Here is a 20,486-nt window from a genome sequence, read left to right as displayed (position 1 = left end):
TTAGAGAAAATCGTTGATATTTCATATTCTTGGTTGGAGCGGAAATCAACAGCCACGTTTAACACAGCTAAACGATAAAAACAGAAAAAGGTGATATACATGATCAAAACAGATGTAATCGATCAAATAGCCTTTGAACTATACGAGGCAGAAAAACAGAAAAAATCGGTAAACAAGTTTGTCGATGCTTATCCCGAATTAGACGAGGCGTTAGCTTACCAGGTACAGGAACGCTTAATCGAATTAAAATGCAAGGAAGAAAACACAAAGAGAGTCGGCCGAAAGCTTGGGTTAACGAGTAAGGCAAAGCAAGAAATGATGGGTGTTCACGAGCCTTCCTATGGAGTGTTGCTTGAAAGCATGCAGTTGGGTGAAGGGGAACGCATTTCACTTGCACCGTTTATTCATGCAAAACTCGAGCCTGAAATTGCCTTTGTTTTTAATAAAGAAATTAAAGGGCCGCATGTGACAGTTGCCGATGTACTTACCGCAACAAAATATATCGCACCTGCACTCGAAATCATTGACAGCAGGTTCCAAGGCTTTAGCTTTACCTTGCCAGATGCCGTTGCGGATAATTCGTCTTCTTCGCGATATATCATCGGGGAAAGATTTTATTCCCCAGAAAATTTCGATTTGAAATTGATGGGCATGGTGTATAAACAGAACGGGGAAGTGGTTGCTACTGGCGCCGGTGCAGCAGTGATGGGACATCCAGCGCGTGCGATTGCTTGGTTGGCAAATCGATTGTATAAAGTTGGGCAAAGCATTCAACCAGGCGAAGTGGTGTTAAGTGGCTCCTTATCCGCTGCGATTAAAATTGAACCTGGCGACCATTTTTCTGCAAGTTTTGATGGGCTGGGGTCTGTTGAGGCTGTATTTACCGAATAAAGCGAACTAGATTCAGTGGGGGAATGTTCCATGAACCGACGCAGAATAAACCAACAGAAGAAGGGAGAGGTTAAGATGCCATTTATTCAGATTAATATTTTAAAAGGCAGATCACCTGAAAAGAAAGAAAAATTGATTCATGATGTATCTGATTTAGTATCCAATGTGTTAGAAGCTCCCGTGGAAAATGTTCGTGTCATGATCAATGAACTTGAGCCGGAGCATTGGGGAATTGCTGGGCAATCAGTTAAGAAGCGAAAGGAGGGTTCAGAATGACAAACGTACAAACAGGCGTGAAAGAAGTGGGTCTTTATCTAAACGGGAAATATGTGGAAGCAAGCGATGGAGCAACCTTTGAGGTGAAAAATCCTGCGACACAAGAAATCATTGCTAGAGTAAGCGAAGCGACGGAGGAAGATGTGGACCGCGCATGCCGGATTGCACGGGATGCTTTTGAAAATGGACCGTGGCGTACAATGACAGTTGCCGAGCGTTGTTCAAAGCTTCGTCGTATGGCTGAAATCATCCTCGAGCGAAAAGAAGAAATTGCGCGTCTGGATACGACCGATGTAGGAAAACCATATCAATCCGCTCTTCATCTAGTGCCAAGGGCAGCAAACAACATCAAATTCTTTGCCGATTTCATGGAACAACAAGGCGGAGAAACCTACCCGATGGAAGATGAGTATCTAAACTATACTCGTTATGAGCCAGTGGGTGTTGCTGCGCTGATTACGCCTTGGAATGTTCCGTTTATGCTGACAACGTGGAAACTTGGTCCATGCCTTGCTGCAGGAAACACAGCGGTCATTAAACCAGCGGAAATGACGCCGCTGTCGGTATCGCTGCTAGGAGAAATCGCAAAAGAGGCGGGAATTCCAGATGGCGTGGTCAATGTCGTTCATGGTCTTGGAGGAGTAGTAGGGAATGCCCTTACTTCTCATCCTGAAGTAGACTTAGTTTCGTTTACAGGTTCCACGGCTACAGCAAAGAGAATCATGAAGAGCGGTGCCGACACGTTGAAGAAATTTTCCTTTGAATTAGGAGGAAAAGCGGCCAATATCGTATTTGAAGATGCGAACCTCGACAAAGCGATCCCTGTTTCCATTCAAGCGGCGTTCATGAATTCAGGGCAAGTCTGCTTGGCGGGGTCAAGAATCTTAGTTCAACGATCGATTTTAGATGAGTTTCTCGAGAGATTTAAGAAAGCGGCAATGGACCTAAAAGTGGGCGATCCACAGGATGTCCAAACAAAAATGGGTCCAGTCGTGAGTGAAGAGCATTATAAAAAAGTTACCAGCTATCTTGAGATTGCAAAAGAAGAACATGCAACATTAATCTGCGGTGGAAAGAGTCCAGATCTACCTGAGTATTTACAAAATGGATACTATTTGGAGCCTACTGTGTATGTTCAAGAAAATCCAAAAGCGCGGATATGTCAGGAAGAAATCTTTGGACCAATCGTTACCATTATCCCATTTGATACCGAAGAAGAAGCACTTCAGATTGCAAATGATACAGAATACGGGTTAAACGGCGTCGTTTGGACAGAAAACCTCCAACGGGCACACCGCATTTCCCATTCTGTACGTGCCGGTACGATTTGGGTGAACTGCTGGTTTGTTCGCGATCTCCGTGTCCCGTTCGGTGGTTTCAAAAAGAGTGGCGTCGGACGTGAAGGCGGCCAACACAGCATCGAGTTTTTCACAGAAGCGAAGAATATTTGTATTGCGTTGAAGTAGTAATTTTAATTCAACTAATTGAAAAAAGGAATAAAAGAGTAATCCAAAAGTCGAAACCCTGCAAGATTGAACTCTTGCAGGGTTTCGGCTTTTTATTGATGATTACGTTTTACAAATAAAAAGGCTTAAATAAGCAAAGGGACGTAGCCTTGCTTATTTTGAGATGTCTTCTTTTAACGGAAAATTACTGACCGGTAGTTTTGTAGAAGTGGGCGTAGGTTCTGCTTTTATTTGTCCTTATCGATAAATTTAAGAAATCAAAAACCATCCCCGCCTCGAAATCGGCATAAACGGCCATTTTTATGTACCAAGAAGAACTCATTCAATTTAGATTAAGTTAATAAAAAAAAAACACTTGCTAAATCGTAATGATTCCGATATGATACAAATCGTAATGATTACGATATAAAGTGGGGTTAGGATATTCTGTAAATCGTAATCACTTCAATTTAGGGGGGGTTAGCTTGAAAACTAGTAAACTTTTATCGTACATAAAAAATCGTAGTTTATCTGTTGTTGTTTTGTTCTTTATCGTTAGCTTACTAACAGCTTGCGGAGGTACAACTTCATCTATTAAGGAGGAAAGTTCTGAAGAGAAACATATTCATTTCCTTTATAATTTCTCAACCAATTCCTTAGACCCACACATTGATAGCAGTTATGTGCCATTAAGAGCGGGGATTACCGAGACGTTAGTTCGATTAGATGAAGAAAATCTAACAGTTGAACCATGGCTAGCGGAAAGCTGGGAAGGGGACGACGGGATCAATTGGACGATCCACCTTCGTGAAGATGTCACCTTTCATAATGGGAGAGAAATGGATGCCGATGCCGTAAAGGCTTCTTTGGAAAGAGCGATTACCGAGAGCATTGCGATGAAAAATGCTTTGAAGATTGGTGAAATAAAAGCAGAAGGCTATACATTAGAAATCAAAACAACTGAACCTTTTCCAGAATTTATCTCCGAACTTGTGAATCCGAATGTTTCGATTATTGATGTGACAGAAGAGGATATTCTGAACAAACCAATTGGTACTGGACCATTTGTGCTAGAGACATTTATGCCCGGAAGTCGTCTTGAGCTTAAGCGCTATGATCAATACTGGGACGGAGCTTCTAACTTGGACAGCGTCACATTCTCTTTTAACGAAGATGCAAATGCTCGTTCACTTGCATTAAAATCTGGCCAAGTGGATATTGTCTATCGTCCAGAGGTTGAGAGCTTAGAAACCTTAAAAGAAATTGAAGGCATTCATGTAGAGTCCACGGCAACATTTCGTGTTCATCAGATGACGATGAATATGCAACGTGAAAGTTTAAGGGATGTGAATGTTCGCCGTGCCGTAGATGCGTTAATTGACCGTCAGGAAATCGTTGATTCGATTCTACTAGGGAATGGGGAAGCAGCTGTTGGTCCATTTTTACCGAGTCTTCCATTTGCTCCAACATACGAGTGGCGTGAATCGGGTGCTGAGCTTGCTGTTGAGCATCTAAAAAAAGCGGGTTATACCCTTGAAAATGGGAAGATGCAAAAGGATGGAGAAGCCCTGACACTTACACTCTTAACGTATCCGGCAAGAGCGGATTTACCCTTGATTGCTCAGGTATTTCAATCGGACGCGAAACAAATTGGAATTGATGTAAACATTAAACAGATTGATACACCAGAAGAATACATGGCGTCGAATCGTGATTGGGATTTGGCAACCTATAGTAATTTAACGGCTCCACGTGGAGACGCAGGATATTATTTAAATGCAACCTATCACCCGAACGGAGCGCTAAATTTTAGCGGTGCTGAAGAGCCAACACTTACGGCGATTATCGATGAACTGAATCAAACCGTTGATCAGGAAAAAAGAGCTGTACTAGCTGAGCAAGCAGCAGACTATGTGTATGAGAATGTCATCAATTCCTTTGTGTTGCACCCATCGACCATTGTTGCTTTGAACGAGAAGAAAGTGAAAAACTGGGTGACGACTCGAAGCGAATATTATATGATTACCAACCAATTGGATGTGAACTGATTTGATCCGAATCGTCATTCGCAAATTTCTTGAAGTATTGCTTTTCCTATTAGTCATTACCTTTGTTAGTTTTTTGTTTGTTCGCTTGGCACCTGGTGACCCTGTTCTAACCATATTAAATGTGGATGAATTAACCGTTAGTCAGGAACAAGTCGAAGCATTAAGGGAGGATATGGGATTCAATAAGCCGCTACTCGTTCAATACGGGTACTGGCTTATTGATTTTATTCAACTTGATTTTGGTACGTCCTACAGTACTGGCCAACCTGTCATGGAAATAATCTTACTAGGTCTACCTGCTACACTTGAATTAACGTTTGGAGCTTTGTTGGTCATGATCATCGTAGCCATTCCACTTGGGTCCTTGGCAGCCCTTTATCGAAATAGTTGGATCGACCAAATCAGTCGGATTCTTTCGATTATTGGTGCAGCCGTACCTAGTTTTTGGCTAGGTCTTATTTTAATCGATGTATTTAGCGCTCGTTTAAACTGGCTTCCAAGTATGGGAAGGGAGGGCTCAGCCACCTTAATTTTGCCAGCACTCACACTTGGCTTAGCCATATCAAGTGTGTATGTTCGTTTACTCCGTTCTAGTTTGCTAGATTCCCTGAACCAAGAGTTCATCCGTGCAGGAAGAGCAAGAGGATTGTCCGAGCTTCGGATTTTTTTCGCGCATGCCTTCCGTCACAGTTTACCTCCCGTGATTACTGTGTTTGGTGTTAGCCTCGGTAGCTTAATTGGTGGAGTCGTCGTGATCGAAGTGTTATTTGCTTACCCAGGGATTGGGAAAATGGTTGTTGATGCCATCCGTCAACGCGATTTTCCGCTCATTCAAGGATATATTTTGGTGATGGCTGTGATTGTTTTCATCGTAAATACATGTGTTGATTTGTCCTACCGTTATTTAAATCCCGAGATAAAAATAAAAGAAAGAGAGATAAGCAGATGAGTAGATTCGCTTTACGGTTACCTAATAAAAGAAAACAAACCATTCAAGTCGGCATCGCGCTCATCTTCATTGTCATGATTTTAATAGGGATTCTTTATGCATTTTTGATTTTAAAACATGATCCCTATTTAACCAATTTAAGCGGAAGGCTTCAAGGCATGAGTCTGCAGCACCCACTGGGTACCGATTATTTAGGCAGGGATGTGTTTACACGCCTTTTGCTCGGGGGGCAACAGACGATAGGGTATAGTTTACTAGCGCTTATTACTGCCGTAAGTATTGGAGTACCACTTGGGATCATTGCCGGCTATAAGGGCGGTATCGTTGATCGGTTGTTTATGAGAGTGGCTGACGGTTTTCTAGCGTTTCCGGACACAATCGTTGCCATCGTTTTAGTAGGCCTGCTTGGGCCGAGTATTAGCAATTTGATTCTCGCGATTATTTTGGTCAAATGGGTGAACTACGCCCGATTAGTTAGAAGCACGGTGTTATCAGAGGCGCAAAAGGAGTACATCTTAATTGCTCGCATTAATGGTTTATCCGCAACTAAAATCATGACAAAACATTTATTTCCGCATATCGTTGGCCATGTTTTAGTGATGGCGAGCCTTGATTTAGGGAAGATTATTTTACTTATTTCCGCCTTTTCCTATATTGGCTTGGGGGCTCAACCGCCGATGCCTGAATGGGGTGCGATGTTAAATGATGCACGTTCGTATTTTCAGTCGATGCCAGAATTGATGTTCTACCCTGGACTGGCAATTGTCTCTGTTGTTCTGGTCACAAATATGCTAGGAGATTACTTAAGAGATCGCTTTGATGTCAAGAAAGAGGGAAACCAATGATTCTATCTATTGATGAAGTGAGCATTCGCAATCAGAATAAAATCATCGTAGACCAAGTATCACTTACGATTCGTGAGGGAGATTGGTTTGCGTTAGTTGGAGAAAGTGGCAGCGGCAAAAGCCTTCTTTCTCAGAGCATTGGACAGCTGCTGCCTTCTCAGTTACAAGTGGACGGGAGTGTTTTCTTCAAAGAGCAAGACCTGCTTAAGCTGTCTGCTAAAGAGATTCGCAAACTTCGTGGAAAAAACGTGTCTTATATCTTTCAAGATTATCAAGGGTCGTTTACACCCTTCCGAAAAATGGGTCAGCATTTTGATGAATATTTACGAGTACACGGATTTTCATCAAAAAAGGTACGGTACAAACAATCAATAGAAGCACTCGAATCCGTTGGTTTAGCCGAAGAGCTTTATCATCGTTATCCTTTCCAACTGAGTGGAGGCCAACTCCAAAGAGCCGCCATTGCCCTTGCTCTATTGTTATCACCCGACCTGGTTATTGCGGATGAAATTACGACAGCACTTGATAGCGTCTCAGTGCATCGGGTATTAGAAATGCTAGCAAAAAGGCAAAAAGAAACTGGTTGTTCCATTTTATTCATCACCCATGATTGGCGACATGTTAGACGTTATGCGAATAAATTAGCCATCATGAAAGAGGGCAGGATTGTTGAATCAGGGGGAAAGCACCGGATTCTTGACCATCCGCATCATGAATATACTAAACAATTAATCAAAGCGGCCCCTATTTTAGAAAAAGGGCTTCCATCAGGTTTGGACCGGGAGATGAAGTTATGACATTGCTTTCTGTAAAAGAGTTATCGAAAACATATGGACAAGGTAGTAAACCCATCATTTCTACCATTACCTTTGATTTAAATAAGGGGGAGTGCCTTGCACTTGTTGGAGAAAGTGGTTCTGGTAAAAGTACGTTGGCTCGTTGCTTGTTACGAATCGAACCCATTGATAGTGGCAGAATCTGCTTAAATGGTTCCTCGTATGAAAAGCTAAGTGAACGCCAATTGAAGCCATTTCGTAAAAACATTCAAGCGGTATTTCAAAACCCAGCAGCATCTTTGAACCCAAAACTTAAAATAAAAGACGCTCTCCTTGATCCGTATATGCAATTCAAGAGTGAAGTAAGTCTTGCTCATTTTTCTTATACATCTAAGGAGGCTTTTGTGAATCAGCTCTTGGAAGCTGTTGAGCTGCCAACTTCTTTGGCAGACCGATATCCACACGAACTAAGTGGAGGACAGCGTCAAAGAGTGACGATTGCTCGTGCCATTAGTATTGAACCAGAACTGGTTATCCTTGATGAGCCGACGGCAAGCTTAGATGTGATTTCCCAGAATGCGGTCCTGCAATTATTAACGGACCTTCGTACTACCTTGAATTTATCTTATTTGTTTATCTCACATGATTTAGCCGCTGTTAACCAAGTGAGTCAGCGTATGATGGTGATGAAAGATGGCCAGATTGTGGACCAATTTGAACAAGAACATTTATTAGCTGAGGAACGACATGCTTATACAAAGGAGCTTGTTTCGATTTTTTAAACTTTATTATTAGGACCGTCAGGCTTCCCCACAGCTTGGCAACCATTGGGATAGGAATGAAAGGGAAAATTGATGCAAGCAGAAGTAAGTCACCTAGACATCGACGAGTAATCAACAGTTAGCCAGCGGCAATATTTAGTTCTGGACCTTCCATTCATTTATTTCAGGTATATCAACTTCAATTTTAGGACCAGAGGCTGCTACTAGAATTCTGATATTAGTAAAAAATCGTGTAAGTAATCCGATTGTTCTTTCCAAAAACATCCGTTATAATATAATTAATTACAACGTATATTAAAAAAGGACCGAACATGCGCGAACATGTCCAGTCCAGCAATAGACGGTTCCCGTAAAGGGGTCAGCTGTCGATGAAAGAAATAATCCACCAGAGGCGTCAACTCAAGGGTGGATTATTTTTTATGGTTAAATGACAGGATGGCTACGACTAAGGTAGCAAATGCTATCGCAAACATCAAAGACTCAAACACTGTCATTCAGCACCACCCCCTTTCAACTTGGGGTTGTGCCGACCACCCTTGAGAAAACCTATTCTATTGCTTTTTTAGTTTAGCATATTTTTGTACAAATAGGAACGTATGTTTTGTTCTTTGCCTCTACTTGCCCCGTTTCCCTAAAAAAATGGTGATTAGTAGGTTTCATTTTAGAAAAAGCGGGGGATGTAATATAGGTTAAGTTACTAACTAAAGCATAGAGGGATTTTATGGAAAAGAAATCAAAGGAAATGAAGTCAATGCAAGAAACAATAGACCAACTAACGAAAAGAGTAAATGAATTAGAAAGTATCATAGAACAGGCTGCCTTGCCAATTATACCTTCCATTGTACCGAATACTCTTTTAATCCCGTTTACGGGTGTGTTATCCTCTGAACGGTTTCAAATGATTATTCCGAAAGTATTAAATGATGCTAGTGGGACAACAGATTCAGTCATTCTTGACTTCACAGCGATCTCCATTAGTAATGTTAAAGATTTACAGGATTTAGGGAAATACTTAAAAGATCTAATGGCGGCTTTAAACCTTATGGGGATTGAAGTCCATGTTGTTGGGTTTTCACCTCAACTTGCGCAAGTTATGGTTAAATCTAGACTATCCTTGGTTAAAGAAGTGAATGCATTCTCTAATTTTAAATCAGCTTTAGAATTTCTCCTGAAGAAAAAGGGGCTTGCCCTTACCGAAGTCAGTTCAGTTGTCTAACTCCCTGTTATGAAGGGGGTTTTTATTTTTGAAAACAGGTAAAAAAGAGAGCGGAGGAAGCAGTCGGGACGTACCCTAAGCTTCCAAGTTTTACTGGAAGTTCATTCTATTTTTTCAAAGTCAACCTTTCCAGAAAAGAATGTTGCGCCGTTTCCCATATCGGCAACGCGGTCAGGTGTAAGCGAATTGATTCCTTGTTGATGATCCGAAGAGTTACTCCACAGACCTTGCGTCACGACGACACCTGGTAGGACATTTTCACCAATCGAAACCTTCATTCGGCATTCGCCACGATGATTCCAAATACGGACAAGCTCGCCCTCTACAACTCCATGGTGGGTTGCGTCTTTTGTATTTACATGCAGCACGGACTCTTTCGCTAAAGAGATGTGATAATCATTATTGGAAAACGTCGAGTTTAGGAAATGATGATTTGGTCCAGCCACTAATTGTAGTGGAAAATCACCGTCGTTTTCTAATGGAACATAAGTGGGGAGGGGAGGGTACCCATCTTTTTCCATTTTTTTAGAGTAAAGCTCAATCTTTCCGCTAGGCGTTAACAGTTTCCCGGATAAGAGGGGCTTCACGTTCCCTTTAACATAATGTTCGGAAATCAACCGTTCAAAATCGATTCCCTCAAAGTTCGGATGATCAAGTGCTTGATTGATCATTTCTGCTTCATTTTCGTAAAGGGCTTGGTCTTCAAAACCCATCTCCTTTGAAAGCAATTGAAAGACCTCTACGTTTGACTTGGATTCACCGTACGGCTCAATAACGGGCTGCTGCAGCTGAATATAATGATGCCAGTACGAGGTATAAAAATCGGTGTTTTCATAGGAACTTGTAGAAGGAAGAACAATATCTGCATACTTCGCCGTTTCGGTTAAAAATAAATCGTGGACAACGGTAAATAAATCCTCTCTGGCCAGCCCTTGTCTAACCTTTTCACTATTAGGCGCAACAACCGCAGGGTTTGTGCCATAGACAAATAGTGAGTGAATGGGTGGGTTTTCTTCAAGTAAAGCCTTACCAATTACATTCATATTGATCATTCTAGTATTTTTGTTTTCTAATAAGTCAGGACGCTGCAGGTTTTGAGTATGATGGGCAAGATAACCGCCATTTCCCTTAATGGCGCCTCCGCCTTTTTGTAGCCATTGCCCGGTTAATGCCGGGAGACAGGCAATTGTCCGTACACACATTCCACCATTATCGTGGTGTTGAATCCCATTGCCAATTCGGATAAAGGAAGGGGAAGTCTGGCCGTACATCCGTGCGAGCTTATAAATATCTTCCTCAGGGACCCCCGTAATTGCAGCAACCCTTTGAGGGTCGTATGAAAGGACATGTTCACGCAGCTCTTTATAACCGACCGTATATTGTTCTAAGAAAGAATTATCTGTCCTGTTTTCGGCAAATAAAATATGCATCATCCCAAGTGCAAGAGCGGTGTCTGTTCCAGGTTTGATCGGAATAAACCAATCCGCCATTTTCCCTGTTTGGTTTTTATGGACATCAATCACGATGATTTTCGCGCCGTTTTTTCGGGCTTTCTGTGCAAGAATGACTTGATGCATATTGGTGCTGACGGCATTGATTCCCCAAAAAATAATAAGCTTTGAATGGACCGTATCTTCCGGATGGATTCCAAAGCTGCCCCCCATTGTATATCGATAACCAACTGCTCCGGCAGAGGAACAAATCGAATGCTCGAGCCTTGATGCTCCGAGCTTATGAAAGAAACGTCGGTCGATTCCTTCTGCTGCAATTCTGCCCATATTTCCATAAAAACTGTAAGGGAGGATGCTTTCAGGTCCAGCGATACGGATTAGTTCTTTCCATTTAAAAGCAATGGTTTCTAATGCCTCGCTCCAGCTTATTCGTTCGAATGTTCCTTCGCCTTTTTCGCCCGTTCGTTTTAATGGGAATTGTAAACGGTTTGGGTCATAAATACGTTCGGGCAGGTTTCGTACCTTATTGCAAATGTTCCCTTTCGTGACAGGATGATTTGGGTCCCCCTCGATTTTAATGATTTTTCCATCTTGTTTATGTACGAGTAATCCACATTGATCCGGACAATCTAGTGAACAAACAGAAGGAAAAACGCCAGTAGACTGTGTAAGAAATGAACTCATGAATCAATCTCCCTTAATTTTGACCTTATTACTAAAATAGTAAGTTAATATGATAATTCAATCAACTATATAGATGCATAAGCAAACATTAGGGACACGGTGCCTGTGTCCCTTCCTTGTATGAAGTTTGCAAAAACCATTGAGGACTCTTATAGTAATGGTAATAATACATTAGGAGGGAATGGGTGGTGTTTGCCGAGACAGTTTCACTCAAGTTCAGATTCATACGGTAGCAGGCAACAATCCGTATGCACACTGATTTTGAAAAATTCTGAATGAGGGTGGATGTTGGTTATCGGTTTAATGGAAGATGGTTTCCTTTGTGAAATGACTTGGAGGTTAATTGGCAGGAGCTAATTGATCAATAAGAGTGGAGGATAGGAAAAATGTATACAGTTTTTACGTATTTGTTTTCCCTTATTGCCATAGTGATAGCAGTTCTTGTTACAATTCATTTTAAATATGAATTAGAACGAATGTTCCGGGAAAATAAAGAGGTTGTTGCGTTTCATATTTGTAATGTCATTATTGTTCTAATGACAGCTTATATCGTGCATGCAGTAACAACGGTTTATGTCTTTGGGAATGAATTTAACTGGCTTTTACAATTCTTTATTCTACTGTTTATGATTTTACCAATTTACATCATCGCACACATTCATTATAAGAAGTATCGATTCATGAATCGGAAATATTCTATTTCAGCGAACGGAAAAGTGTTAGTGATAAATGAAAAGTATTTGAGAAGAAGATGAAGGTAATTTATCTAATATATACTGATCAAAAAATGACAGGTGAAATCAATCACACCTGTCTTTTTTTCATATAATCCTATTTTAAAAATGCACTATATCACATTTGATCCATAGGTTTGATAGAGGTACCGTTCAACAAACTCAGCCAATCCATCATTTTCATGATGTCCTGTAACAAAATCGGCTGCGGCTTTAATCTCTTCGCTTGCGTTCCCCATGGCTACACCAGTACCGGCACGACGAAGCATCTCTACATCATTGGGCCCGTCTCCAATCGCGACAACTTCATTCGGGCTAATTCGAGAGGCGCGAAGTAAGCTTTTGATCGCGGACCATTTGGAAACCTTAGGGGCAAGTAGTTCAAACCCATCATTCCAATTGATGACTTCGGCTTCCTTTTTAAACAAAGCGGACAATTCAGGGCTTGGTGACCCAGTTCGAACACTATATTTAAGAACATCCTGATAATTTGCCGCTCGCAAATCTCCAATATACCGAGGCTGGACCTTCCCGACTTTCGTCCAATAATCGATTTCTTCATTTGTTTCCTTGCAATAAAGCCCAGTTGGGGTATGGATGATGACATTATAATGGGTCTCAGCGGTCAAATGGTGGAATCGTTCTTCGTTCACTCGGACGGTTTTCATTTGCAGGGCTCTTCCAGTCCCTGCATCATGAATGGCGGCACCATTCAAACAAATCATCGGAGTCCCTAATCCAATTTCTTGATGGTAGGGAGATGTTACCTCATAGTGTCTACCAGTAGCTAGAAAAACCTTGATCCCCTGATTGATGAGTCGGTAAATGGCTTCTCTATTTCGGTGGGAAATGGTATTTGAGGCTGTAAGGAGTGTACCATCCATATCAATAAACACTGCACGAACATTCATTTATCCTGCCTCCTCATTTGTTGGTAATGCAATCATAGCATCGGAACATTAACTGTTTGTAAACGCAGTGTACGGATTAAATAAATTTTAATTGGAATCAAAGGGGGCAAAAGTTCATTGTCCCAAAGGTTTTCTAAACGAATAAATAATTCAAGACGTCCGCTTAGGGCGTCTTTTCGCATTTAGTGAAGCGGTACTTTCAATTCACTAATTACACTTTTTGCATAGGGAAATCCACATCCATGATGTTGCGTGATGTTTAATTCTAATAAATTCCCATGTCATAAAACATGACAACTCCAAAGACACCAAAGTGACTTTGTTATAAAGTGAGCTTATTAACTGTAGCAACCTGTCGCATAATCTTTGGAGGAGGTTTGAATGTTGAGAAAGAAAGATCAAAGATCGATATTAGTCCTTTCCACGTTATCGATGATCATGGCTTTTTCTGTATGGTCGATACTCTCACCGGTGGCTGGAAAGATTCAGGAAATGTATGGGTTAACGGGATTACAAAAAAGCATTCTGATTGCAACCCCCATTCTGTTAGGTTCCGTCATGCGGATACCGATTGGAATTCTTGCCGATCGATTAGGAGGAAGAAGGGTTTATGTTTTTACCATGCTTTTTTTAACCCTCCCTTTAATAGGAGCTAGTTTCACTTCTTCTTATGAAGGACTATTATGGTGTGCGTTTTTTATTGGAATGGCTGGGACGACGTTTGCTGTCTCGATTGCATACGTTTCAAGGTGTTATCCTCCTGAAAAACAAGGATTGATCCTTGGGATTGCTGGAATAGGGAATTTAGGGACGGCCGTAGCCAGTTTCCTAGCCCCACAGATCGTGAACTTATGGGGTCTGCCTTGGATGTTTCGGATTTTTGCTCTTGCCATTCTCATCATGTCTGTCATTTTTTGGTTCGGAACGATTGAGCTTGCGAAACCCAAGGAGGGGAAAAAGCTCAAAAACTCCTTGGAGGTCATGAAAAACAAAGAAACCTGGATTTTATCTGGATATTATTTTTTAACATTTGGAGGGTTTGTCACCTTTGGGATTTACTTACCGATTCTATTCCAAGACCTTTTTCATTTAGATGCCGTTCAAGCCGGGGGCTTAACAGGAATTTTTGTTATTGGGGCCACGCTCATTCGACCTGTCGGGGGATACCTTTCAGATAAGTTTGGGGCGGTCAAAGTCTTGAACATTGTGTTTTCAACGATTTTGTTCACTTCGATATTGTTGGCTTTGTGGCAAGGAAACCTTCTCCTGTTTATGGCGGAATGCCTGTTGATGGCAATCATGCTGGGGACGGGGAACGGAGCTGTTTTTAAACGAGTGGCGGAAGTTTCTCGTGGAAACATGGGAGCCGTTACAGGGGTCGTTGGTGCTGCCGGTGGCTTAGGCGGTTTTTTTCCTCCGATTCTATTAGGGGTATTCAAAGATTATCTTGGTGATTATATACTCGGGTTCGTCTTGTTGTCATTGTTCGCTCTTGTGTGCTTGGTTTACAACAGTGAGAAAATTCGAGCGATTTTCACGACCAAGAAACAAGGTCGTGTATCGAGTCTTTCTTAGAGGCTGTTTTCGTAAGGGTTGTTGTTAAAATTGTAAAAATCTTAAAACCGAATTTTACTACCTAAAGCCGATTTTAACGCAAGATAAGCGATTTTGTTCGTTTTAGTAAGTTTGCAAGCTCTTTTTTCATGGTTAAAAAGCTATTTGTAGCGAACAAAGCTTAATTGATTCTATTTTGTATCCAAAAAGCATCAAAGTTTGAGAAAAGAGCCTTCTTAAATGATTTTTTATTAGTCCAGATATAAAGGAGAGGAAAGGATGTCTGACTTTTTAAAAGGGTTTCGCGAACGGGAATATCAGCAATCTAAAGAATATCTCCATGAGACGCAATGCCCATTTTGTAGCATGCAATGTAAAATGAATCTATATGAAGATCGGTCAAAACAAAAATCTCGATATAAAGTAACACCGTTAAAGAGTGATCCTGTGTCTGAAGGCAGGCTTTGTCCAAAGGGAATCTTTTCTTATAAACATGCTTTAAGTTCAGGGCGTCTGCGTACCCCCATGTTAAAGGTTGACGATTCATTTGTGCCAGTATCTTGGGAAAAGGCTTATCACTGGCTTTCCCAAAAAATCATTTCAGTACAAGAGCAATATGGAAAGAACGCGATGAGCGTATATGGGAGTGGGGCTTTAACGAATGAAAAGGCCTATTTGCTAGGAAAGTTTTCAAGGGTAGCGTTAGAAACGAAGTATATTGATTACAATGGACGATTCTGTATGTCTTCGGCAGCAGGTGCTTCCAACCAAGCTTTAGGTGTGGACCGGGGATTAACCAACCCTTTAAGTGAAATCGAGGACGCGGAATGCATCGTCTTGGCTGGGACGAATGTGGCGGAATGTCAACCAACCATGATGCCTTATTTTCGAAGGGCGAAAGCAAATGGGGGCAAAATCATTGTGATTGATCCTCGAGAAACGCTCACATCAAAAATAGCGGACCTTCATTTAAAGGTTAAGCCAGGGATGGATGCAGCCCTCGTCAATGGCATGCTCAAGGTTATTGTTGATGAGGATTATGTCAATCATTCGTTTATGCAGGTATCGGTCGAAGGAGGGGCGGAACTCCTTGCTTTTGCTCGTACCATTGATTTGAACGAGGTGGAAAGGATCACTGGAGTAGCAAAAAGCCAAATTATTGAGGCAGCTCGTATCTATGGAAGGGCAACCACTGGGATGGTGTTTACGGCAAGAGGGGTTGAACAACATGCAGGGGGTGTGAACAACGTTCGTAATTTCATTAATTTGGTTTTATTGACAGGGAAAATTGGGAAGCAAGGGTGTGGGTATGGAACGATTACCGGGCAAGGCAATGGGCAAGGGGGACGCGAGCACGGACAAAAGACCGATCAATTGGCAGGATACCGGTCCATTGACAATGCGGAGCACCGAAACCATATTGCAAAGGTTTGGGGAATTGATGAGGCTTCGATTCCTGGAAAAGGCGTGTCCGCTTATGAAATGTTTGAGAAGATACTCGAACGAGAAATCCGTGGGATGATCGTCCTTGGTTCCAACCCGGTGGTTTCCAATCCTAATACGAATCTCGTAAAATCTGCAATGGGAAAGCTAGATTTTCTCGTCGTCATTGATACATTAATGTCGGAAACAGCGGAGCTCGCCGATCTAATTCTTCCAGGTTCCACGCATTTAGAAGAGGAAGGGACGATGACAAACCTAGAAGGACGAGTCATCTTGCGCAAGGCAACCAGGAAACTTCCAGGAGAAGCTCGTTTAGATTGGCAAATTCTATGTGAGATTTCTGAGTTGCTTGGCAAGGGACAATTTTTTTCTTACCAAAGCAGTGAAGAAATTTTTGAAGAACTACGAAGGGCATCACAGGGCGGGATTGCGGATTACGCTGGAATTACCTATGGACGGATTGAGGAGGAGAAAGGTGTATACTGGCCATGTCCGAGTGAGTCCCACCCTGGAACACCAAGAATGTTTGAGGGTGGAAATTTCTATCATGAAAATGGGAAGGCCCGTGTGACCCCGATCGCGAACCAATTTCCGAAAGAGAAAACAGATGAAGCCTTCCCGCTTACGTTGACCACGGGTCGTATTCTTCATCATTACCAAACGGGGGTACAAACTAGAATTACAGCAGAATTAAACAAAACTTCCGAACCTTTTTTAGAGATTCACCCCGTCACCGCAAGCAAAATTGGTTTAGTAGATAAAGAGAAGGCACGCATTTGCTCCCGGAGAGGTGAGATGATTCTAAGAGTAAAATTTTCAAAAGGCATTCGTGAAGATTGTGTCTTTGTTCCCTTCCATTGGGAAGGCAAGCAGAGCATTAACCAATTAACGTTACCAGAACTCGATCCACAGTCAAGAATGCCAGAATTTAAAGCCTGTGCAGTAAGAGTGACCACATTGGAGGCAGAAAAGGAGGTTTTGGGGACTGCCGAATTAGTTAAACATGTCTGAAGATCCTTTTTCTTTAGGGATACATTTTCATGCTTGCTTTTGAAAAAAAGTTCTTATGAGCTGCCCAATTGTTATTGGGCAGCATTTTTTGTTAGTTAACGCTCCATCCTGTCCTTTTTTCTTTCTCCCTCCTATATAAAGAGTGAAGGGAGGTGAGAAACAATGGCACAAGCAATGTTGAAGGATTCCCGTATGACGTTAGTGTTTGAAACAGGCTTAAACGAGAAAGGCGAGCCAATCTTCAAGGGGAAATCGTATGCGAACGTAAGGAAAGAGGCGACTGCTGACCAGCTGCATCAAGCAGCAACAGCGCTAGGCGGACTTAGTGCTTATCCTCTTAGCTCGGTAGAACGTACCGACAATCATGACATTATCTAATCTGTTTTAAAAGGGTAAGGTAGGAAGGAGGTGAATAGAATGGCCAAGACGTTAGAATTACAATTTGGTACAGACCTTGGGAAAGTCGCTCGATTAACCGTGGATAACCCAGTTGAACCGGTAGATCCAGCATCTTTAAAGTTGACAATGGAATCGATTATTGCATCCAACGCATTTTTTTCTAGCAACGGGTATCTAGTTTCCGTTGGCGGTGCTCGCGTAGTCGAGCGAAATGTCACCGAATATGAGATTATCTAATCATAAAAGGGCCGGATTCCATTAGGATCCGGCTTTTTAGATAAGCGTTAAAAACAATAGAGAGGAGGAAGGAACATGCAAGAGCTCATCCCGCTAATAAGCGAAGTAGGGTTTCCGATTGTTGTCACCTTATACTTGCTTCATAGAATCGAAGCCAAGCTCGACAATGTTGTCCAATCGATCCAGAATCTACCGAATCAGATGAAGGAGAACGAATACTCGCAAAGGAAAATTATGTAGAAAGATATTAATGATTTCAAGATTTTTCATGCCGTGCATCCAAATGGATAGAGCTTTACAAAAGAAGACCTTTTATACAAGAAGTGATTGTACTTGTATAAAAGGTCTTTTTCTGTTTAGGAACTCATTTTACTAAATGACTTTAGACCGAATTTGTTTAGCCGGATAAAGATAAAAAAAAGAATACTAGAATAAGAAAAAGAGATGAAAATGCTCTATCAGGAAAATGGGAACGGAACTTTTTTCAAATTATTAATTGAAAAACCCGTGTAGGAACCTCGAAACCAATAACGATGTAATTTCATGATCCACATCGTTTCCCAAGCAAGTTAACGAGAAAAAACGAACTCACAATTAACCTCCGTTTTTGCCCATACTCCGCTATAATCTCATCAGTTAATAATGGAGGAGACAAATACCACAGTGGAAACCCAATCAGCATTAGTCACTGAACCATTGTTATTATTGACGACATATAACGGTAGGGTAGTGATTAAAGAAAAAAAGTTATAAAAATAAACGGGTGGCTAAAGGTATTTTCCAAAAGTAAAGGTTCAATTATTTGGTTATTCATGTCGACTCCTTTTATCTGTTTTAAGAAAAACTCAATTAACTGTTAAACTTAGTTTTTTAAACAGTTAAAGAGCATGGATTTAAATTTTTTATTTGACCTTCCTTATGCATTACCTTATCGCTTGTATATTCAAACAATATAGAAATTTCAGAAATCTCATTGACAAAGAAAGTGTAATGTATTAAATTCAAAATATCAATTATTAAAATCGATTTCGATTATTGAAATAATTGAATATAAATGAAAGCACTTACAATCCAATGTGCTTTTATCAAAAACAAGGAGGACTGTTAAATGTCTGAACTAAAGGCAACAAATGCAATGAGGATTGCCCTAGCTTTAAAGCGAAATGGGGTGAAGTATTTATTTGGTCAAAGTAACCCGCCAACGATTACCTTAGCCTGCGACGATATTGGAATTAAACAAATTGGTTATCGGCAAGAAAATGCCGGAGCATACATGGCTCATGGATACGCAATGACAACAAATACAATTCCTGTGGTTACGGCACAGAATGGTCCCGCTGCTACTTTATTAGTGCCTGGTTTAGCAGAAAGTTTAAAGTCTTCTTATCCAGTTGTTGCCATTGTTGAAGAAATTGAAAGAGGCCATGAAGAAAAAAACGCCTTTCAAGAGTTCGATCACCTTGAACTATTCAAAGGAGTGTCAAAATGGGTAAAACGAATTCCGATTCATGAAAAGATTGAGGATTTTGTTGATAGAGCTTTTACCATTGCAGGAAGTGGCAGACCAGGTCCTGTCGTCCTATTATGTCCGAAAGATATCATAAATGATCAAACCGAGTATCCAGTCAACGCACAAAGAAATGCATCACTTGGGACTTTCCCTCTTGATCGAACTGTAGCGGACCCCAGTAAAGTTGAGGAAGCTGCAATTATGCTAGCAGCAGCGGAGAACCCTATCATTTATGCTGGTGGGGGTGTTGTTTCTTCCGATGCATTGAATGAAATAAGAGAATTACAAGAAGAATGTGCCATCCCAGTTGCCACGACAACAATGGGGAAAGGTTCAGTGGACGAAGAACACCCACTTAGTATCGGACCAATTGGCTATTATATGGGAAAAAGAGGAGTAAGTACTCAATTAAAATCTATGGTTCAAAGGGCAGATGTGATCGTTTTAGTTGGAAATAGAACGAATCAGAATGGAACAGATTCATGGACGCTACTCCCTAGTACGGCAAAATATATCCACATTGATATCGACCCTACCGAAATCGGACGTAATTACGAGTCTTTGAGATTAGTAGGCGATGCTAAGCTAACATTAAAATCGTTAAAAGAAAAACTTGCGGAACAAGGTGTTGAAAAAAGGCGCAAAAATCGAAGCCGAATTGAAGATGAAATTCGTGCAAGTAGAATCAAACATAACGAAATCATGGCTCAATTACTTAAAGAAGACGATGGCAAAATAAAAGTGGAAACCTTCCTCAATGCCGTAAATAAAAGATTAAGTGATGATCACATCGTGGTCGCAGATGCAAGTATTTCATCAGTTTGGAATGCCAATTACATTCAAGCAACCAAAAATAGAAAGTTTATTTTCCCGAGAGGTTTAGCAGGATTAGGTTGGGGCTTACCGATGGCAATGGGAGCAAAAGTTGCTCATCCGAATCGAAAGGTATTCTGCTTAGCTGGTGATGGTGGATTTGCCCATGTCTGGAGCGAATTAGAAACGTGTAAGAGATTAGGGATTAACATCGTCCTTATAGTCATTAATAATGGAATATTAGGATATCAAAAGCTTGGTGAAACCGCGTTATTTGGTCGATATACGAATGTATGTGATTTTTCCGCTGTTGACCATACCAAAGTGGCAGAAGCTTGTGGGATTAAAACCGTTAGTGTCAGAAATGTAAGCGATATCAATGGAGCGCTAGATGATGCATTTAACCATGATGGAAGTGTGTTGATTGATTTGATATCGGATCCGGAGAATATCCCTCCTATTACAATTATGGATGGATTAATAAAAGAAAAAGTTAAATAGGGAAGGAGTC

The 20,486-nt window shown here is 41.2% G+C and carries 19 protein-coding genes; 16 read left to right on the top strand and 3 right to left on the bottom strand.

The window, feature by feature from the left end; all coding sequences use genetic code 11:
* Nucleotides 1-99 precede the first annotated feature (99 nt).
* The 8 genes from LG336_RS16195 (at nt 100) to LG336_RS16160 (ending at nt 8,012) form a co-directional block, all read left to right on the top strand.
* The gene (locus tag LG336_RS16195; RefSeq protein ID WP_404328514.1) at nt 100-891 is read left to right on the top strand and encodes a 2-keto-4-pentenoate hydratase; all 792 of its coding nucleotides are present in this window, start codon (nt 100-102) and stop codon (nt 889-891) included.
* A 30-nt stretch (nt 892-921) separates the two neighbouring features.
* Entirely contained in the window at nt 922-1,167 is a 246-nt protein-coding gene (locus LG336_RS16190) for a 2-hydroxymuconate tautomerase (RefSeq protein WP_404328513.1), read from the top strand.
* Nucleotides 1,164-2,633, top strand: a complete 1,470-nt coding sequence (locus LG336_RS16185) for an aldehyde dehydrogenase (protein ID WP_404328512.1) — start codon at nt 1,164-1,166, stop codon at nt 2,631-2,633. The genes LG336_RS16190 and LG336_RS16185 overlap by 4 nt, the downstream gene beginning before the upstream one ends.
* A 530-nt stretch (nt 2,634-3,163) precedes the next feature.
* Nucleotides 3,164-4,660 carry a nickel ABC transporter substrate-binding protein gene (gene nikA, locus LG336_RS16180; protein WP_404333195.1) on the top strand — a complete coding sequence of 499 codons (1,497 nt, stop codon included), beginning with the start codon at nt 3,164-3,166 and terminating at the stop codon, nt 4,658-4,660.
* A gap of 4 nt (nt 4,661-4,664) precedes the next feature.
* Nucleotides 4,665-5,609 carry a nickel ABC transporter permease gene (gene nikB / locus LG336_RS16175; RefSeq protein WP_404333194.1) on the top strand — a complete coding sequence of 315 codons (945 nt, stop codon included), beginning with the start codon at nt 4,665-4,667 and terminating at the stop codon, nt 5,607-5,609.
* Nucleotides 5,606-6,454: a nickel transporter permease gene (gene nikC / locus LG336_RS16170; protein WP_404328511.1), complete on the top strand. Its 849-nt coding sequence runs from the start codon at nt 5,606-5,608 to the stop codon at nt 6,452-6,454. Before nikB ends, nikC begins: the two co-directional genes overlap by 4 nt.
* Entirely contained in the window at nt 6,451-7,251 is an 801-nt protein-coding gene (locus LG336_RS16165; protein WP_404328510.1) for an ATP-binding cassette domain-containing protein, read from the top strand. Before nikC ends, LG336_RS16165 begins: the two co-directional genes overlap by 4 nt.
* On the top strand, nt 7,248-8,012 hold the full coding sequence (locus LG336_RS16160; RefSeq protein WP_404328508.1) for an ABC transporter ATP-binding protein: 765 nt from the start codon (nt 7,248-7,250) through the stop codon (nt 8,010-8,012). The genes LG336_RS16165 and LG336_RS16160 overlap by 4 nt, the downstream gene beginning before the upstream one ends.
* A gap of 410 nt (nt 8,013-8,422) precedes the next feature.
* On the opposite strand, the gene LG336_RS16155 is transcribed toward LG336_RS16160, so the two are convergent.
* Nucleotides 8,423-8,506, bottom strand: coding sequence for a putative holin-like toxin (locus LG336_RS16155; RefSeq protein ID WP_404333193.1), 84 nt, complete (start codon nt 8,504-8,506; stop codon nt 8,423-8,425).
* A 227-nt stretch (nt 8,507-8,733) separates the two neighbouring features.
* Between LG336_RS16155 and LG336_RS16150 the strand changes: the two genes are divergently transcribed.
* Entirely contained in the window at nt 8,734-9,228 is a 495-nt protein-coding gene (locus LG336_RS16150; protein WP_404328507.1) for an STAS domain-containing protein, read from the top strand.
* A gap of 101 nt (nt 9,229-9,329) precedes the next feature.
* On the opposite strand, the gene LG336_RS16145 is transcribed toward LG336_RS16150, so the two are convergent.
* Entirely contained in the window at nt 9,330-11,363 is a 2,034-nt protein-coding gene (locus LG336_RS16145; RefSeq protein ID WP_404328506.1) for a molybdopterin-dependent oxidoreductase, read from the bottom strand.
* 386 nt (nt 11,364-11,749) lie between these two features.
* On the opposite strand from LG336_RS16145, the gene LG336_RS16140 reads away from it, so the two are divergent.
* Nucleotides 11,750-12,118, top strand: a complete 369-nt coding sequence (locus LG336_RS16140; RefSeq protein ID WP_404328505.1) for a hypothetical protein — start codon at nt 11,750-11,752, stop codon at nt 12,116-12,118.
* Nucleotides 12,119-12,210: 92 nt separating this feature from the next.
* On the opposite strand, the gene LG336_RS16135 is transcribed toward LG336_RS16140, so the two are convergent.
* Entirely contained in the window at nt 12,211-13,008 is a 798-nt protein-coding gene (locus tag LG336_RS16135; protein WP_404328504.1) for an HAD family hydrolase, read from the bottom strand.
* A gap of 384 nt (nt 13,009-13,392) precedes the next feature.
* On the opposite strand from LG336_RS16135, the gene LG336_RS16130 reads away from it, so the two are divergent.
* From LG336_RS16130 to LG336_RS16105, 6 genes are all read left to right on the top strand, one after another.
* A complete protein-coding gene (locus LG336_RS16130) occupies nt 13,393-14,583 on the top strand; it encodes a nitrate/nitrite transporter (RefSeq protein ID WP_404333192.1) in 1,191 nt (396 codons plus the stop codon).
* Between the two features lie 258 nt (nt 14,584-14,841).
* A complete protein-coding gene (locus LG336_RS16125) occupies nt 14,842-17,016 on the top strand; it encodes a molybdopterin oxidoreductase family protein (RefSeq protein WP_404328503.1) in 2,175 nt (724 codons plus the stop codon).
* Between the two features lie 162 nt (nt 17,017-17,178).
* Nucleotides 17,179-17,394, top strand: coding sequence for a DUF1659 domain-containing protein (locus tag LG336_RS16120; protein ID WP_090744103.1), 216 nt, complete (start codon nt 17,179-17,181; stop codon nt 17,392-17,394).
* Nucleotides 17,395-17,433: 39 nt separating this feature from the next.
* On the top strand, nt 17,434-17,652 hold the full coding sequence (locus LG336_RS16115) for a DUF2922 domain-containing protein (protein ID WP_404328502.1): 219 nt from the start codon (nt 17,434-17,436) through the stop codon (nt 17,650-17,652).
* Nucleotides 17,653-17,727: 75 nt separating this feature from the next.
* Nucleotides 17,728-17,892 (top strand): YvrJ family protein, encoded by a 165-nt coding sequence (locus LG336_RS16110; protein ID WP_404328501.1) that lies wholly within the window; start codon nt 17,728-17,730, stop codon nt 17,890-17,892.
* 868 nt (nt 17,893-18,760) lie between these two features.
* Nucleotides 18,761-20,476, top strand: coding sequence for an acetolactate synthase catalytic subunit (locus tag LG336_RS16105; protein ID WP_404328500.1), 1,716 nt, complete (start codon nt 18,761-18,763; stop codon nt 20,474-20,476).
* Nucleotides 20,477-20,486: the final 10 nt, after the last annotated feature.

It is taken from the genome of Mesobacillus maritimus (assembly GCF_044803185.1).
Classification (GTDB): domain Bacteria; phylum Bacillota; class Bacilli; order Bacillales; family Cytobacillaceae; genus Mesobacillus_B; species Mesobacillus_B maritimus_B.
The sequence above is the reverse complement of the archived record's forward strand: the minus strand, read 5'-3'. Positions and strand labels throughout refer to the sequence as shown.

Coding starts and splice junctions, on each gene's coding strand:
- LG336_RS16195 (WP_404328514.1), top strand. CDS start 100: ATGATCAAAACAGATGTAATCGATCAAATAGCCTTTGAACTATACGAG.
- LG336_RS16190 (WP_404328513.1), top strand. CDS start 922: ATGAACCGACGCAGAATAAACCAACAGAAGAAGGGAGAGGTTAAGATG.
- LG336_RS16185 (WP_404328512.1), top strand. CDS start 1,164: ATGACAAACGTACAAACAGGCGTGAAAGAAGTGGGTCTTTATCTAAAC.
- nikC (WP_404328511.1), top strand. CDS start 5,606: ATGAGTAGATTCGCTTTACGGTTACCTAATAAAAGAAAACAAACCATT.
- LG336_RS16165 (WP_404328510.1), top strand. CDS start 6,451: ATGATTCTATCTATTGATGAAGTGAGCATTCGCAATCAGAATAAAATC.
- LG336_RS16160 (WP_404328508.1), top strand. CDS start 7,248: ATGACATTGCTTTCTGTAAAAGAGTTATCGAAAACATATGGACAAGGT.
- LG336_RS16155 (WP_404333193.1), bottom strand. CDS start 8,506: ATGACAGTGTTTGAGTCTTTGATGTTTGCGATAGCATTTGCTACCTTA.
- LG336_RS16150 (WP_404328507.1), top strand. CDS start 8,734: ATGGAAAAGAAATCAAAGGAAATGAAGTCAATGCAAGAAACAATAGAC.
- LG336_RS16145 (WP_404328506.1), bottom strand. CDS start 11,363: ATGAGTTCATTTCTTACACAGTCTACTGGCGTTTTTCCTTCTGTTTGT.
- LG336_RS16140 (WP_404328505.1), top strand. CDS start 11,750: ATGTATACAGTTTTTACGTATTTGTTTTCCCTTATTGCCATAGTGATA.
- LG336_RS16135 (WP_404328504.1), bottom strand. CDS start 13,008: ATGAATGTTCGTGCAGTGTTTATTGATATGGATGGTACACTCCTTACA.
- LG336_RS16125 (WP_404328503.1), top strand. CDS start 14,842: ATGTCTGACTTTTTAAAAGGGTTTCGCGAACGGGAATATCAGCAATCT.
- LG336_RS16120 (WP_090744103.1), top strand. CDS start 17,179: ATGGCACAAGCAATGTTGAAGGATTCCCGTATGACGTTAGTGTTTGAA.
- LG336_RS16115 (WP_404328502.1), top strand. CDS start 17,434: ATGGCCAAGACGTTAGAATTACAATTTGGTACAGACCTTGGGAAAGTC.
- LG336_RS16110 (WP_404328501.1), top strand. CDS start 17,728: ATGCAAGAGCTCATCCCGCTAATAAGCGAAGTAGGGTTTCCGATTGTT.
- LG336_RS16105 (WP_404328500.1), top strand. CDS start 18,761: ATGTCTGAACTAAAGGCAACAAATGCAATGAGGATTGCCCTAGCTTTA.